13 protein-coding genes are annotated in these 14,606 nt (G+C 59.1%); 6 read left to right on the top strand and 7 right to left on the bottom strand.

What is annotated here, in order from left to right; all coding sequences use genetic code 11:
* Positions 1-21: 21 nt before the first annotated feature.
* From ACP15L_RS13795 to ACP15L_RS13815, 5 genes are all read right to left on the bottom strand, one after another.
* Complete coding sequence (locus ACP15L_RS13795; RefSeq protein WP_170380378.1) at positions 22-1,122, bottom strand: ABC transporter ATP-binding protein; 1,101 nt, start codon at positions 1,120-1,122, stop codon at positions 22-24.
* A gap of 136 nt (positions 1,123-1,258) precedes the next feature.
* Positions 1,259-1,969, bottom strand: a complete 711-nt coding sequence (locus ACP15L_RS13800) for a maleate cis-trans isomerase family protein (RefSeq protein WP_425084604.1) — start codon at positions 1,967-1,969, stop codon at positions 1,259-1,261.
* Entirely contained in the window at positions 1,966-3,111 is a 1,146-nt protein-coding gene (locus tag ACP15L_RS13805; protein ID WP_425084605.1) for a M24 family metallopeptidase, read from the bottom strand. Before ACP15L_RS13805 ends, ACP15L_RS13800 begins: the two co-directional genes overlap by 4 nt.
* Positions 3,108-4,151: a pyridoxal-phosphate dependent enzyme gene (locus tag ACP15L_RS13810; protein ID WP_425084606.1), complete on the bottom strand. Its 1,044-nt coding sequence runs from the start codon at positions 4,149-4,151 to the stop codon at positions 3,108-3,110. The genes ACP15L_RS13805 and ACP15L_RS13810 overlap by 4 nt, the downstream gene beginning before the upstream one ends.
* A gap of 64 nt (positions 4,152-4,215) precedes the next feature.
* Positions 4,216-5,055 (bottom strand): LysR family transcriptional regulator, encoded by an 840-nt coding sequence (locus tag ACP15L_RS13815; protein WP_425084607.1) that lies wholly within the window; start codon positions 5,053-5,055, stop codon positions 4,216-4,218.
* 106 nt (positions 5,056-5,161) lie between these two features.
* On the opposite strand from ACP15L_RS13815, the gene ACP15L_RS13820 reads away from it, so the two are divergent.
* From ACP15L_RS13820 to speB, 6 genes are all read left to right on the top strand, one after another.
* Positions 5,162-5,761 carry an amino acid synthesis family protein gene (locus ACP15L_RS13820; protein ID WP_425084608.1) on the top strand — a complete coding sequence of 200 codons (600 nt, stop codon included), beginning with the start codon at positions 5,162-5,164 and terminating at the stop codon, positions 5,759-5,761.
* Entirely contained in the window at positions 5,733-6,521 is a 789-nt protein-coding gene (locus ACP15L_RS13825; RefSeq protein WP_425084609.1) for an alpha/beta fold hydrolase, read from the top strand. Before ACP15L_RS13820 ends, ACP15L_RS13825 begins: the two co-directional genes overlap by 29 nt.
* Positions 6,518-7,438: a flavin reductase family protein gene (locus tag ACP15L_RS13830; RefSeq protein ID WP_425084610.1), complete on the top strand. Its 921-nt coding sequence runs from the start codon at positions 6,518-6,520 to the stop codon at positions 7,436-7,438. The genes ACP15L_RS13825 and ACP15L_RS13830 overlap by 4 nt, the downstream gene beginning before the upstream one ends.
* Positions 7,438-8,472, top strand: a complete 1,035-nt coding sequence (locus ACP15L_RS13835; protein WP_425084747.1) for an LLM class flavin-dependent oxidoreductase — start codon at positions 7,438-7,440, stop codon at positions 8,470-8,472. The genes ACP15L_RS13830 and ACP15L_RS13835 overlap by 1 nt, the downstream gene beginning before the upstream one ends.
* Positions 8,473-8,481: 9 nt before the next feature.
* Positions 8,482-9,960, top strand: a complete 1,479-nt coding sequence (locus tag ACP15L_RS13840; RefSeq protein WP_425084611.1) for an aldehyde dehydrogenase — start codon at positions 8,482-8,484, stop codon at positions 9,958-9,960.
* Between the two features lie 98 nt (positions 9,961-10,058).
* Entirely contained in the window at positions 10,059-11,042 is a 984-nt protein-coding gene (speB, locus tag ACP15L_RS13845) for an agmatinase (RefSeq protein WP_425084612.1), read from the top strand.
* Positions 11,043-11,072: 30 nt separating this feature from the next.
* Here speB and ACP15L_RS13850 read toward each other — a convergent pair whose 3' ends face one another.
* On the bottom strand, positions 11,073-12,062 hold the full coding sequence (locus ACP15L_RS13850) for a GlxA family transcriptional regulator (RefSeq protein ID WP_425084613.1): 990 nt from the start codon (positions 12,060-12,062) through the stop codon (positions 11,073-11,075).
* Positions 12,063-12,077: 15 nt separating this feature from the next.
* On the bottom strand, positions 12,078-14,546 hold the full coding sequence (locus ACP15L_RS13855; RefSeq protein ID WP_425084614.1) for a GcvT family protein: 2,469 nt from the start codon (positions 14,544-14,546) through the stop codon (positions 12,078-12,080).
* Between the last annotated feature and the right edge of the window lie 60 nt (positions 14,547-14,606).

Genomic DNA, 14,606 nt, shown 5'->3' on the forward strand with positions numbered 1-14,606 from the left:
GCTTGTGCCGCGCGGCTTGGTCTATGCGTCAAGCGCACGACAATCCTTTGCCAGCCAACCGATATCGATCTCTTGACCGGGTTGCAGGCGAATGGCATCGGGGGCGTTCCGTGTCTTGACGATGAACTCGTCATTGCCCGCCACAGACATGCGGAAGCGGAACACGTCGCCCATATAGATGAATTCCTTGACCGTCGCCTTCAGCGTATGCGCGTCGGCATGCAGACGATCCTTGTTGAATTCGACACGTTCCGGACGGATCGAAACCTTGGTCCGTTCGCCCGGATTGTGCACATTGATCGGCACCGCATCAATTTCTGATCCGTCATCCAGCTGCACCACACAGCCGTCGCCGTCGATGGATTTGACCACACCTTCCAGCGTGTTGTTCTCGCCGATGAACTGCGCAACGAAGCTATTGTCGGGCTCTTCATAGAGTTGATCCGGCGGGGCCAACTGCTGAATGCGTCCATCGTCGAACACCGCGACCCTGTCAGACATGGTCAGCGCCTCGGTCTGGTCGTGGGTCACGTAGACGGTGGTGATGCCCAGCTCATGCGCCAGTCGGGTGATTTCGAACTGCATATGCTCACGCAGCTGCTTGTCCAGCGCGCCCAGCGGCTCGTCCATCAAAACCAGTTCCGGCTCGAACACCAGGGCCCGTGCCAGAGCGATCCGTTGTTGCTGACCACCGGAAAGCTGCGCCGGACGGCGCCCGCCAAAGGCACCCATCTGCACCATGTCCAAAGCGCGCTTGACCTTTTCGTCACGCTCGGACTTGCCCAGCTTGCGAACTTCCAGAGGAAACGAAAGGTTTTCGGCCACCGTCATGTGCGGGAACAGAGCGTAATTCTGAAACACCATGCCAATCCCACGTTTGTGCGGCGGGATATTGTTGATTGGATTTCCATCCAGCAGGATTTCACCATGGGTAGCGGTTTCAAACCCGGCGAGCATCATAAGGCATGTTGTCTTGCCTGAGCCTGACGGCCCAAGCATTGTCAGAAACTCGCCCTTCGGCATTGCAAGGTTGAGATCTTTAACGACGAGATTCTCGCCATCATAAGACTTCTGAACGCGTTGAAATTCGACAAACGCGGCGTCGTTCGTTGTACCGGTCACAAGACCCCCTGTTTCGTCAAATGATTACCCGAGGCTTTCGGATTTCATTGATCTGTGATCCACAGTTAAGACCAAGCGATACGCACTTGGCAACAAGTTATGGTGCTTTTGCCAAAATTGAGTTCACACTTACCTGTCAATGCACAGCGCTTAAGCGCCTCATATGCCACGCAAGGCTTTGATTACTCGACAAAACAGGTTTTCCGATCCGCTCTTGGATTTTCGGTATCGCGTCGAGAGTTCGCAGGTTGGTACAACTCAGGAACACCGCCTCGACCGCTGAATCTGCTCCCAGTTCGGAGGCTGCCTCGACCACGGATTCCGTCGATATCCGCGCCACCTTGGCCTCTTCTGCCTGCCCGAAACTTGCAAACACGTCCATGCTTATGCCATTGGCCTGAAACGCAGTACGCAGCGGTACGTTGACCTCTTCGATGTAAGGCGACAGCAGGGCAAATTTCGAAACACCGAGGTCGACGGCGCAGGCAATCGCCGCGCGCAGAGGATTCGTGACTTCACGGGTATTGCATGTCTGTTTAACCAGCTCTGCCACGCGCTCTGACCCGATCACCGAACTGGCCGAGGTACAGCCATAACCCACAACATTGTAGGGTCGCGCATTGGGAAGTAATTCCGCCGCCGCAGGCAGCGCCTTCTCCATCTCGGCAAGGCTTTCGGTCGTAACCTCAATACCGCTGGGAATGCGCGTGACGTGAAGGGGGTATTTACGGTCCGCGAAGTATGCGCCGAACTCAGGCTCAAGCGTCTCATCGACCTGCAAAACGATCAGCCCAAGCGGCGAGGCGTTTGGATCGTCTTCGTCCAGAGTGTAAGGGACATGGGTCATAGCTGCATCATCTCCGGCCCGATCCTTGGGCTGATAAACCGTGGGGCGCTGTCAGTAATGACGATGTTTTCCTCATGCACCAGAATTTTGTCACCGACAGCGATGCCCGGTTCCAGTGTCAAAACCATGCCCGGTTCCAGAACGGTGTTGTCCGTCGGAATCAGGGATGGCCATTCGGTGAGAGACATTCCCAAACCATGGCCCAAGCGCCCCGCATCCGTACCCTCTGCATCTGTTGTTAGAACGGTGTTCATAGCGTGAAACAAATCCGCTGCAGTTGCACCCAAACGCGCGATTTCGAACGCGGCATCCGAGGCGTCGATCAACCGAGCATGGGCATTTGCCACATCAGGCCGAGGCCGGCCGATTGACCAGTTTCGGTCGAAGTCGCAAAAATACCCGTCCCAGACCAAACCAGTGTCCAACATCAACACATCGCCCAGCGCCAGCGGTACGCGAGAGGCTGGTGAAATCACATCCGCATAGCCGCCCTGTTCGGCCCCGCCTGCAAGATAGGGCACCCAATCGGCGCCCTCCTCTAGGCACAACATCTGAAAGCGGCGGAACACTTCATCTAGTGGTACCCCCTCCCCGGCGATCTCGGGGACGCGTGCGAAGGCCCGACCGGCAATGCTGCAGGCGGTTTCGATCTTGGCAATCTCGGCCTCGGACTTGACCATACGCAATTGGCGCAGGATGCCACTGTCACCTGTCAGCGCCCGTGTTCCAAGTTGGCCGCGCAGACGTTCAAGGTCTGCCAAAGGCATGCGGAGGTGCGTCTCATGCCTATCCGGTATCCCAATTCGCCCTTCTTCGGGTGTCACTTCCGCCAGCGTGTCGCATAGCAGGGAGACACCGTCATCTTTCAGATCAGGCGCGCTCCAAGTGCGGATGTCGTCGATCCATGTCTGCGCCATGAGGGCTGCCCCGATCGACGGGATCACCGCGATCGGCTTGCCCGTAGCTGGCACAATGAGGAACCACGGGCGGGTCGGGCTTTCCCAGAACCGGGTCAGAAACCCGGTGAAATAGCGTACATCCGTCTCGGTTGTCAGCAAAAGCCCCGACAGGCCCGCCGCATCCATCAACTTCTGTGCGCGTCTGGTACGCGCTTCAAACTCGGATGGCGCGAAGCCCCTCATTCCGCGTTCTCGGAGAGGATGCACAGCACGCACGAGGCCTCGGTCATTCCCAATTCGGCCCGCGCCTGGTCATTCAGAACTGCTGCGAGCCCAGCGCCGCCCGAGGCTGTTGTCTCCAACCCCGCTGCGGCCATGGCGGCCAATTTCTCGGACACGCCCTCATCCGAAAGTGTCAGGAACAAGTCGGCGTCGCGCGCCAATCCGTTCAGCGCGATCAACGACGGCTCTTTACAGTCCAGACGCCCCATGATGCTATCCGGCCCATCGGCGAACACGCATGACCCGGCCTCGATACTGGCCTGCAGGGCGGGCGCGGCTTCAGGTTCGACCACGACTATTTTCGGCGCGTCACCCCAAGCTTTGCGCGCATAGGCAGCGACAGCCCCGGCCAGACCGCCAACACCGGCCTGCAACATGATGTGAGTCGGAGCTTCGGGGCACTGGTCGACCGCTTCGGCCGCCATTTGTAGATACCCCTCCATCAGGGTCCACGGCAGTTCATAGTACCCGTCCCACGAACTGTCCGAGAGAAGGATCCACCCGTTCTCCTCAGCCGCCGCGCTTGCCGCTTGCATGCTGGCCGCATAGTCAGAGCCACTGCGAACCACATCAGCACCTTGGCCATTCAACCGTGCGGCAAAGCTCTCGGGCACCGTCTCGGCAATATAAACAACAGCTTTTGCGCCAAACATCCGCGCGCCTGCCGCGACGCTCATCCCGTGATTGCCGGCACTGGCGGTCACGTAGGTTGACCCTGCCAATGTGTCTGCACCCGGCGCGTCCGAGGCTTCGGCAGCATGGCGCGCAATCACATAGGCCGCGCCGAGGGCTTTGAACGAGCCCAGATTCATGCGCGCGCGTTCATCCTTGACCCAAAGCTGCGCAACCGGGGCGAGGCCTGCGGCATCCACCAACGGTGTCTCTTTCGCCGCCGGGCACATCGACAACAATGCCGCAACGCGGGCCGCATCTGTCGGCGGATAAGGGGCCGAGGGCGCAAGTTTGGGACCTGCCCGGTGTGTATTCGCAACGATTTTCATGTGTCTCCCCGTCATTTTGCCTGACGTGATCCGATCGCCCCTGATCTGTCAACTCTCCTGATCGTTAGCCTACCTGATCCAACAACCAGTCATGAAACAACCCCGCCGCCGGGTTCGAGCTATTCGCGGATAGAAAATACCCCTCATTGCTGTCGATTGAGCCGTTATGCGCGCGCTCGACCAAGCCCGTATCAAGCGCGTGTTTCGCTAACAGCTCGCTCACCAAAGCCACGCCACCCCCGTGCGCCGCCAATTGAAGCGCCATGCCAAAAGTATCTACAAAAACAGTAGGCTGGCTTTGTAAACCTTGGCTTTCCAACCACCTGCCCCACCCGCCTGACGTCCCTACCGCCTCGATCAGTGGCAGGTCCAAAATGTCCCCCAACAGGGCCGGAGATTTGAAGGGAACAAGCCGGTCCGGCATCAGGCGAACAGCGCCCTGCCCCACCTGTTTCTGTGATCCGAACCGCACCTGCACATCCGCCTGGGATGCATTGAAATCGTCCGGCCATATCGCGCTGAGCAGCCGTACGCGAATGTCCGGGTGCTGATGGGCAAACGCGGGCAGATGTGGGGCGATGACCCATTGCGCGATGCTGACCGAGGTCGCAACTGTCAGAACGTCTCCGGACGCGTTGGTGTCGACCTGCCCGGCAGCAACAGCCAGCGCCTCAAGCGCCTTGCCGACCTCGGGCAACAGCTTTCTCCCCGAATCCGTCAGCGCCAGACTGCGCGGATGGCGCACGAAAAGGGATGCGCCCAACCGCAATTCAAGCGATTTCACCTGCTGGCTGACCGCCGATTGCGTCAGACCGATTTCCTCGGCCGCAGCGGTAAAGCTAAGCGTGCGGGCGGCGGCCTCGAAGGAACGGAACCAGGTCAGAGGGGGAAGTGATTTTGCCATAGGCCAAGCTGGTCATTAGTCTTGTTAATGTCAAAGCACATAATTCTATCATTTGTCAAAAATCAGCCCCGTTTCTAACGTCGGCCCGCGCGACAGGAGAAGTTTTATGCAGCCGGAAATACGCAAAATCGTAACCTATGACGAAGAGGTTCTGGTCGAGGGGTTTCGCCCCGCAAAATCCCCATGGCGAATGTTTGCAGTGGCCGCTGTAGTCACCAACCCATGGGCTGGCCGATATGTCGAAGACCTGAAGCCCGAGATTCAGGCCTACGGTCCCGTCCTAGGTGAGATGATGACCAAGCGCATGATTGCGCTGGCCGGAAGCGGAGATACGATTGAGGCCTATGGCAAGGCCGCAGTGGTTGGTCTGAATGGTGAAGTAGAGCATGCCTCGGGCCTCATTCACACCCTTCGCTTTGGCAACCACTACCGGCAGGCCGTTGACGCAAAGTCTTATCTGGCCTTTACCAACACCCGAGGGCCCGCGAACGCTCCGATCATGGTGCCGCTGATGGACAAGAACGACGCCGGGCGGCGCTCGCACTATCTGACTATCCAGTTTGCGATCCCCGATGCGCCTCGGGACGACGAGATCGTTGTGGTGCTTGGCGCGGCGACTTCAGGGAGGCCGCATCACCGCATTGGCGACCGCTATCAGGACCTCAAGGATTTGGGACATGACGTGGACAACCCGGCCGCGGTCTGAGATCGGCGGGCTCTCAGCAATCCAGACTGGCGCGGGACCGAATGTCCTTTTGCTGCATGGTGTCGGTTTGCGCGCCGAGGCCTGGGGCGCCCAATTGGACGCGCTGGCATCGGTGGCGCGTCTGACCGCACCGGACATGCCCGGTCATGGCGAAAGCCAACTAGGCAACATGAGCGCAGAACTGTCGGGATACACCGAAGCTACATTGAACGTTCTGGATCAACTGGGCGGACCAACCGTAGTTGTTGGTCATTCCATGGGCGCAATGATCGCTCTCAATTTGGCAGCCAAGGCACCGCAACAAATTGCCGGTGTCGTCGCACTGAACGCCATTTTCGAACGCAGTGCCAAGGCCACACAAGCCGTTAAAACCCGCGCCGCCGCACTTGACGGTCAAACACCAACCGATCCGACGGGCACTCTGAAGCGTTGGTTTGGTGATACTGACCCGCCCGAATGCGCCGCCTGCCGAACCTGGCTGACGGCGAATGATCCTGCGGCCTACAAGCAAGCCTATACAGTGTTTGCCAACAGTCCGATCCCGCGCCGGGACGATTTGAAGACGCTCACCTGCCCCGCCTTGTTTATAACGGGCGATCTTGAGCCCAATTCGACCCCGGACATGTCACGCGCCATGGCCGAGCTTGCTCCAAACGGGCGGGCGCAGATCATCAAAGGCGCCGCTCATATGATGCCGATGACCCATGCCGCAGAGGTTAACGCCGCCCTGTCATCCTTTCTGAATGAGGTGCAAAAATGACCAGTCTCGACCCTCGCGACCTGCGGCGCGCCTTTGGCAGTTTCATGACCGGAGTTACTGTTGTGACGACGCGCGATGCCTCAGGCACGCCGTTGGGGTTCACTGCCAACTCCTTCTCATCCGTTTCTCTGGACCCGCCGCTTTTGCTGGTTTGTCCGGGCAAGAACCTATCCTCCTACGATGCCTTCGCGAGCTGCGCGCATTTCGCAGTGAACATTCTGGCTGAAGGGCAAGAGGATGTCTCAAACACCTTCGCCGGGTTCAAAGGGGATCGATTTGCGAAAACCGCGCATCAGCTGAACGCTCATGGTGTCCCTCTTCTGGACGGCGCGGTCGCGACGTTTTCTTGCCGGGCACATCAGGCCATCGACGCCGGAGATCACTGTATTCTGATCGGAGAGGTTGAGGCCTATTCCTATACCGAAACCCGAGGGCTCGGATATGCCAATGGGCAGTATTTCAGCCTCGGCCTTGAACGCGGCGCATTCGAGGCCGCAGACCGAACCGTTGTCTGCGGCGCGATCATCGAATGCGACGGTCAGGTGCTGTTGGAGAAAACCGACGCCGGATATCGCCCGCCGCAGATCAGCTTGTCGGATCACCAAGCCCTGCGCGAAAGCCTGCGGCAAGACTTGGCAGCGCGCGGGATCGCAGCGCATTTGGGTGCCGTTTATTCCGTCTATGACGATGCCACGACCCACCATGTCTACACGCTCGCGTCGGCATCGACTTTGCCGCTAAACAACACCCTTGAAGCGATTGCCGTCGAACAGCTTACAGACCTGACATTCGCAACCCCGGCCATCGCCACCATGATGTCCCGCTTTGCGTTTGAAAGCCTGACCCGCGACTTTTCGCTATACCTCGGCGACGCACAGCGGGGCGATGTACATACTCTCTCGGAAAGGACTGAATGATGGAGTTTTCCCTCTTTGCTCATATGGAGCGGCTCAACCCCGAACAGCCTCATGAGAAACTGTATGAAGAGTTTATCGAGCTGTGCAAAATGGCGGATGACGCTGGCATGCGCGCGGTGTGGACGGGCGAACATCACGGGATGGATTTCACCATTGCGCCCAATCCATTGATGTCCCTCGTCGATATCGCGCATCACACCAAAAACATTCGCCTTGGCACCGGAACGGTCATCGCGCCTTTCTGGCATCCGATCAAACTGGCGGGCGAAACGGCCGCTGCCGACCTGATGACCGGAGGACGTATCGAACTGGGTATCGCGCGCGGGGCCTATTCCTATGAATATGAGAGATTGATCCCCGGCATGGATGCCTGGGACGCGGGCCAGCGCATGCGGGAAATCGCCCCCCTGTTGCCCAAATTGTGGGAAGGCGATTGCGCCCATGACGGGGAGTATTTCCAGTTCCCCGCCACCACCTCTGCGCCGAAACCCGTTCAGGACGGAGGGCCGCCGATCTGGATCGCGGCCCGCGACCCAAACAGCCATGAATTCGGCGTTCAGAATGGCTTCAACATTCAGGTCACGCCTCTCTGGCAAGGTAACGCGGAGATCGAAACGTTGATGGGCCGCTTCAATGATGCCTGCGCCAACTATGAAGGGCCGCGCCCCAAGATCATGCTGCTTCACCACACCTATGTCGGGCAAGACGCCGCCGATGTGGATCAGGCCACGCAAGAGCTTTCGCGTTTTTACAATTATTTCGGCGCGTGGTTTCAGAACAAGCGACCCGTAAATCAGGGGCTGATCCAAACTCTGACAGACGAAGAATTAGCGGCCAACACCATGATGGCCCCCGAAAACATGGGCCGTGATCTGACAGTTGGCACAGCTGGGCAGGTCACGGATCGACTGAAACACTATGAAGACCTTGGTTATGATGAATACTCGTTCTGGATCGACAGCGGCATGAGCTTTGAGCGCAAGCGCGCCTCGCTGGCGCGATTCATCGACGACGTCATGCCAAAATTTCAGTGAGGACCCGAGATGCAACAGAACCCGCACTATCAGCTTTTCATCGACGGAACCTGGACCGAAGGCGCCAACCGGCAGGTCATGACCTCGCAAAACCCTGCTACGAGTGAGGCTTGGGCCAGTTTCGCCTGCGCCGCGCCTGAGGATGTGGATCGCGCCATCTCGGCCGCGCGTCGATCCCTGAACGATCCCGCTTGGCGGGATCTGACGCAGACCGCACGCGGCAAACTGTTGTTCAGGCTTGCGGAACTGATCGAACAAAATGCCCAGCGCCTTGGCGAGATTGAGACGAAAGACAGCGGAAAGCTTCTGGCCGAAACGGCAAGCCAGACGGCCTATGTCGGCGATTACTATCGCTACTACGCTGGGTTGGCCGACAAGATCGAAGGTGCGGTGCTTCCGATCGACAAGCCCAACCTGCATGTCTTTACCCGCCGCGAACCGATCGGCGTTGTCGTCGCAATTGTGCCCTGGAACGCGCAGATGTTCCTGACGGCAACCAAGCTGGGGCCAGCCCTTGCCGCAGGGTGTTCAGTGGTGCTGAAGGCCTCTGAGATTGCGCCCGCGCCGATGCTGGAATTCGCGCGTCTGGTCGAGCAGGCCGGCTTCCCGCCCGGTGTCGTCTCGGTCATCACGGGTGACGCGGAAAACTGCGCGATCCCCCTGACCCGACATCCCGACGTGGATCGCATCGCCTTTACTGGCGGCCCGGAAACCGCGCGCCACGTGGTCCGCAACTCGGCCGAAAACTTCGCCGTCACCACTCTGGAGCTTGGCGGGAAATCCCCGATTTTGGTATTTGACGATGCCAATCTGGACGGGGCCGCCAATGGCCTGATCGCAGGTAATTTCGGAGCCTCCGGCCAAAGCTGCGTCGCAGGATCACGCGGTTTGATACATCGCCCAATTCTGGACGCATTGGCAGCCAGAATCGAAGAGAAGATGAAAGACGTTGTCGTGGGTGACCCGTTGAACGCCGCAACCCATATCGGGCCGCTCTGCACCAACGCGCAGATCACCAATATCAAGGCCGTTCTGGCAAAATCCAACGATCAGGGCGCGCGCGTCCGGTTTGGCGGCGCGCCCCTCGACCGGCCCGGAAACTTCATGACGCCCACTTTGGTCGAATGTGCATCCCCCGAGACCGAGACCCTGAAGGTCGAGATGTTCGGGCCCGTCATGTCCCTGTTGCCCTTCGACACCGAAGAAGAAGCAATCGCTCTGGCCAACGATACCCCGTTCGGATTGGGATCGGGCGTGTTCACCGAAAATGTCGCTCGCGCGCACCGGGTGTCGTCGCGGTTGAAGGCCGGCATTTGCTGGATCAACACCTATCGTGCGGTGTCCCCCATCGCGCCGTTTGGCGGCTACAATCAGTCCGGCTATGGCCGCGAAGCGGGGATCGAGGCCATTCAGGACTACACGCGCACCAAAACCGTGTGGCTGAACACCTCTGATCAACCCATGTCGAACCCGTTTGTGATGCGCTGAGGGGGGGCGATAGATTTCGCCCTCTTTTCCACAACTCTATGGCCCTTCGTAAAATTATCCCACACTATGTTGCAAGAATAGCGGTTGGAGACTGAAGAATGAGCGCACATGGATATGAAGGCGGTCGATTGAACTTGCCATTTGTCGGGATCTCGACCTTTGGCAAATATCCCTATGTCAGCGACTGGGATGCGATCGACGCTGATGTCGCGATCCTTGGCGCTCCGTTCGACTTTGGCACGCAGTTCCGGCCCGGCGCGCGGTTCGGCCCGCGCGCCATCCGCGAAGCCTCGACCCTGTTTTCCTTCGGGCATGGCGGTGCATACGACCACGAGGATGACATCACCTACCTGCCTGCGGAAACCACCCGGATCGTGGATCTGGGCGACGCCGATATCGTGCATACCAGCACCGAAAAAAGCCACCAGAACATCAAATTCGGTGTCGAAAAATGCCTTGAGTCCGGGGCCTTGCCCGTGGTTCTGGGCGGAGATCATTCGGTCAACATCCCCTGCATTGATGCCTTTGCTGCGGATTGCGAAAAGAACGGCCCCATTCACATTGTTCAGATCGACGCGCATCTGGATTTCGTGGATGAACGGCACGGGGTTCGGTTCGGCCACGGAAACCCGATGCGGCGCGCAGCGGAAAAACCCTATGTCTCGGGCCTGACACAGATCGGCATCCGCAACGTCTCGTCGACCGCAAAAGAAGGCTATGAAGACGCCCGCCGCATGGGTTCGGATATCCTGTCCGTCCGGCAGCTACGCAAACTGGGGACCGAGGCTGTTCTGGACCGGATACCGGAAGGCGCCAGGTACTATATCACCATCGACATCGACGGGTTCGACCCCTCCATCGCGCCTGGCACCGGCACACCCAGCCACGGCGGGTTCCTGTATTACGAAGTGCTGGAACTGCTCGACGGTCTGACCCAGCGCGGGGATGTGGTGGGGTTGGACCTGGTCGAAGTGGCCCCCGATTATGATCACACGGGCAGCACCGCCATTCTGGCGGCACAAATCCTCATGAACACGATTGGGCGTATTCTGCACCACAAAGGTTCGCCCAGCGCGGGGTAAGAGCAGGTTTTCGGACTGAATCTCGGTCTTTCAGACCGACTTCTGCTGCATATGCGGAGAGGTTCCGAAATACCGGCGGAAGCATTTGGAGAAATAGCTGGCTGAGCCAAATCCGCAGGCGATGGCCACATCCAGCACCCGCATATCGGTTTGCTGCAACAGGGTGCGCGCACGCTCGAGCCTCAGGCGCGTCATATAGTTCTTTGGGCTCGTGCCGACGTAGCGCTGAAACAGGCGCTCAAGCTGTCGGGTCGAGAGGCCCGCGCTTTCGGCCACGACACTGGGCGACAGCGGGTTTTCAAGGTTTTCGCGCATGATCATGATGGCGGTTGCCAGTTTCTCATGACGGCGGCCAAAGCGGAACAGATCCGTCTGCGTTTGCCTGCCGTCCTTTGGACGCACCGACGCATATAGCAATTGATCCGCCACGCAGGAGGCAACAGTCTGACCACAGGCCTGACCGATCAGCGATGAGAACAGATCGAGCGTGGTGACACCTCCACCACAGGTCGCAATCGGGCCTTCATCCACAAAGACCGAGCAGTTGGATTCCACGGTCGGGAACAGCTCAACCATCACGGGTTGCTGTTTCCAATGCGCGCTCAGGCTCTGGCCGCTGGCCACTCCCGCCATGGCCAGAATACCGGACCCACCCCCGATGCCGCAAAGCTGAACGCCGAACCGACGCCCCTGCCGCAACCAGGATTTCAACTCATTCGAGATCGACCGATCCACGGTCATCGGCCCGCAAATGACAATGCAATCGCCCCGGCGGGTCTTGATCAAACCGTCATCAACAGCAACCGTCATCCCCGAGGATGAGGTCACCGCCTCGCCGGTTTCGCTGACGATATTCCATTCAAAAATAGCCTGCTCGGAGGCGGCATTTGCCGCCCCCAATGAGTCGATCCCGGCCCCAAGGTCCAAAGCAGAGAACCCCGGCGTCAGCAGAAAAATGAAGCGGTTCAGCTCATTCACCCGTGTGCTTGCATCTGCAAAATTGATCTCGGGACGACCCATTCCGGCTTTCCTTTCTTACGTCCGCATATTGGCGCCATTGGCGTCATAGGCGGGTGCACCCAGAACTTCGGCGTCGTAGAACTCACCCAGGATTTCCACCTGCAGCTTGGTTCCCGGAGCGGCGCTCTCGGTTGCGACGTAGCCCATCGCCATCGACTTCCCGACGCGGTGGCCGTAGCCGCCGGACGAGACATAACCGACCGCTTCGCCATCTTTCAGGATCGCCTCGTCATTCGAGACATCGATGCCGTCCACGTCGATGGTCATGGTAACCAGCTTGCGGGCAACGCCATGTTCCTTGAACTTCAGCGTCGCGTCTTTGCCAACAAAGTCCTTCTTCCAGTTAATGAAGACATCCATGCCGGATTCGACCGCGTTGAAGTCAGGACGGAAATCGGTGGTCCAGACGCCCCAGCCTTTCTCAAGACGCAGCGACATCAGCGCGCGTGCGCCGTACCAGCGATAGCCCAAATCGGCCCCGGCCTCTTCGATCGCCTCGGCCAGACGCAGCAGGTACATCGGCTTGCAGTAGATCTCAAAACCCAGCTCACCCGAAAACGAGATACGGTTCAGGATCACCGGCACGCCACCCACAAAGGTCTGGCGCAGATCACGGAACTTCAACGCCTCGGCGCTGACGTCGTCGCGGGTGATACGGGCCAGAAGCTCGCGCGATTTGGGGCCAGACAGAGCGATCCCGTGCCAGTCATCCGAGACATTCGCATAGCTCACATCCGCAGGCAGGTCCTTTTCGAACCAACGACGGTGTGCATCCTGCATCGCGCCCGAACCGAACAGCATGAAGTGATCGTCGCCCAGACAGGCCACGGTCAAGTCCCCGTACAGGCGGCCCTTCTCTGACAGCATTGGGGTCAGCGCCAGACGGCCCGGTTTCGGGACATAACCGGCCAGAGTGCGGTTCAGATATTCGCGCGCACCTGCGCCCGTGAACTCGTGCTTGGCAAAGTTGGCGATCTCGATACCGCCGACGGCCTCTTGCACGGCTTTCACCTCACGCGCGACGTAGTCGTGGCTGCGGTTTCGCTCGAAAGTCGGGGTTTCATGGGCGTCCTCGGCGTTGTCAGCGAACCAAAGGGCGTTTTCCAGACCAAAGCCCTGACCCATCACCGCGCCCTTTTCGACCAGACGGTCATAGAGCGCGGTGGTTTTCTGCATCCGGCCTTTGGGCAGCGTTTCGTTCGGGAAAGTCATCACGAAGCGGCGCTCGTAGTTTTCCGAGGACTTGATGGTGCCCCAGTCCGGCGTTGCGAATTCGCCAAAGCGGGCCACGTCCATCGCCCAGACGTCGATCGAGGGCTCGCCGTCGATCATCCATTCGGCCATGGTCAGACCAACACCGCCGCCCTGACAGAAGCCTGCCATGACGCCCACAGCGACCCAGTAGTTCTTCATACCCGGAACCGGGCCGATCATCGGGTTGCCATCGGGGCCAAACGTGAACGGGCCGTTGATCGTGTCCTTGATGCCGGATTCACCGATGGCCGGGATACGCTCGAACGACATTTCCAGACGGTCGGCGATCCGGTCCAGATCGGGTTGCAGAAGCTCGTGGCCAAAATCCCAAGGCGTGCCATCCACTTTCCACGGGGTCGATTTCGGCTCGTAGGTGCCCAACAGCATGCCGTGGCGTTCCTGACGGAAGTAGATGTTGGCCTCATAATCGATGCCCGCGGGCAAACGACCGGCTTCACCCATGCTTTCCATACGGTCCTTGATCATCGGGATCGCGTCGGTGATCAGATAGTGGTGCTCCATCGGCTGTACGGGCAGGTGGATGCCCGACATATGGCCCACTTCGCGCGCCCAGAGGCCGCCGCAGTTCACAACCTGCTCGGCGTTTATGACGCCTTTAGGGGTGTTCAGATCCCAGCTTCCATCGGGGCGCTGGCTCATCGAGGTCACGCCGCAATGGGTGAAGTATTGCGCGCCGTGGTGACGGGCGGATTTGGCGAAGGCGTAAGTTGCGCCCGAGGGATCGACATCGCCATCCTGCTCGTCCCAGAGGGCGGCGTGATAGTGTTTGGGGTCGATCAGCGGGTGACGCTCGGCCAGTTCCTGCGGGCTGATGAATTCCTGATGCAGGCCCATGTAGCGCGCTTTCGAGCGTTCACGCTTGAGGTAGTCGTACCACTCCTTGGTCGACGCCGCGTAGAAACCGCCGGTGATGTGCATGCCTACAGAATGGCCTGAGGTTTCCTCGATCTCTTTATACAGATCGATAGTATAGCTCTGCAGGCGCGAGATGTTGGGGTCCGAACTGATCGTGTGGATCTGACCCGCCGCGTGCCAGCTGGATCCGGATGTCAACTCGTCACGCTCCAGCAGGACAACGTCTTTCCAGCCGAACTTGGCCAGGTGAAATAGGATCGAACAGCCGACAACGCCGCCGCCGATGACAACGACCTTGGCGTGGGAGGGCAGCTTTTTGCCAGACGTGGTTTCGTCTTTTTGAATCTCAGGCATGGGAATTTCCTGTGTCGTTTTCTTGTGGTGATGGGGGAAGGAGGCTGTCTGCCCCCCATC

It is taken from the genome of Ruegeria profundi, from assembly GCF_049800715.1.
GTDB lineage: Bacteria > Pseudomonadota > Alphaproteobacteria > Rhodobacterales > Rhodobacteraceae > Ruegeria > Ruegeria profundi_A.

What these genes read in the sequence shown, in the direction of transcription:
- ACP15L_RS13820 (WP_425084608.1), top strand. Translation starts at nt 5,162, where the DNA reads ATGCAGCCGGAAATACGCAAAATCGTAACCTATGACGAAGAGGTTCTG.
- ACP15L_RS13840 (WP_425084611.1), top strand. Translation starts at nt 8,482, where the DNA reads ATGCAACAGAACCCGCACTATCAGCTTTTCATCGACGGAACCTGGACC.
- ACP15L_RS13805 (WP_425084605.1), bottom strand. Translation starts at nt 3,111, where the DNA reads ATGAGGGGCTTCGCGCCATCCGAGTTTGAAGCGCGTACCAGACGCGCA.
- ACP15L_RS13810 (WP_425084606.1), bottom strand. Translation starts at nt 4,151, where the DNA reads ATGAAAATCGTTGCGAATACACACCGGGCAGGTCCCAAACTTGCGCCC.
- ACP15L_RS13855 (WP_425084614.1), bottom strand. Translation starts at nt 14,546, where the DNA reads ATGCCTGAGATTCAAAAAGACGAAACCACGTCTGGCAAAAAGCTGCCC.
- ACP15L_RS13830 (WP_425084610.1), top strand. Translation starts at nt 6,518, where the DNA reads ATGACCAGTCTCGACCCTCGCGACCTGCGGCGCGCCTTTGGCAGTTTC.
- ACP15L_RS13850 (WP_425084613.1), bottom strand. Translation starts at nt 12,062, where the DNA reads ATGGGTCGTCCCGAGATCAATTTTGCAGATGCAAGCACACGGGTGAAT.
- ACP15L_RS13835 (WP_425084747.1), top strand. Translation starts at nt 7,438, where the DNA reads ATGGAGTTTTCCCTCTTTGCTCATATGGAGCGGCTCAACCCCGAACAG.
- speB (WP_425084612.1), top strand. Translation starts at nt 10,059, where the DNA reads ATGAGCGCACATGGATATGAAGGCGGTCGATTGAACTTGCCATTTGTC.
- ACP15L_RS13800 (WP_425084604.1), bottom strand. Translation starts at nt 1,969, where the DNA reads ATGACCCATGTCCCTTACACTCTGGACGAAGACGATCCAAACGCCTCG.
- ACP15L_RS13815 (WP_425084607.1), bottom strand. Translation starts at nt 5,055, where the DNA reads ATGGCAAAATCACTTCCCCCTCTGACCTGGTTCCGTTCCTTCGAGGCC.
- ACP15L_RS13825 (WP_425084609.1), top strand. Translation starts at nt 5,733, where the DNA reads ATGACGTGGACAACCCGGCCGCGGTCTGAGATCGGCGGGCTCTCAGCA.